Source organism: Vibrio qingdaonensis (assembly GCF_026191675.1).
Lineage (GTDB): Bacteria > Pseudomonadota > Gammaproteobacteria > Enterobacterales > Vibrionaceae > Vibrio > Vibrio qingdaonensis.
In genome coordinates, this window is the sequence record NZ_JAKRRY010000216.1 from 1 (window position 1) to 220 (window position 220).

General features: G+C 54.1%; 1 protein-coding gene. It reads right to left on the bottom strand.

Going from position 1 to position 220, the window contains the following annotated elements; translation table 11 throughout:
* A partial coding sequence (locus tag MD535_RS26075; protein WP_265678158.1) for a VCBS domain-containing protein occupies positions 1-220 on the bottom strand: 220 nt, incomplete at both ends.

Below are 220 nucleotides of genomic sequence, written 5' to 3' on the forward strand. Positions count from 1 at the left end.
AGTATCTAAGTCGACCACCGCGTCTTCGGTGGCGTCATCACTGGCGCCACTGACAATGCTTGGTAAATCGTTAACGCCGGTAATGGTGATGACGATGTTGTGCGTGGTGCCGTCTTCACTGAGTACTTGGAACGTCTCGGTGCGGGTTTCGCCTTCTGAGAGTGATTGCACCGAGCTGTCGGTGTTGTCGATTTCGTAATTCCACGCGCCAGTCGCATCA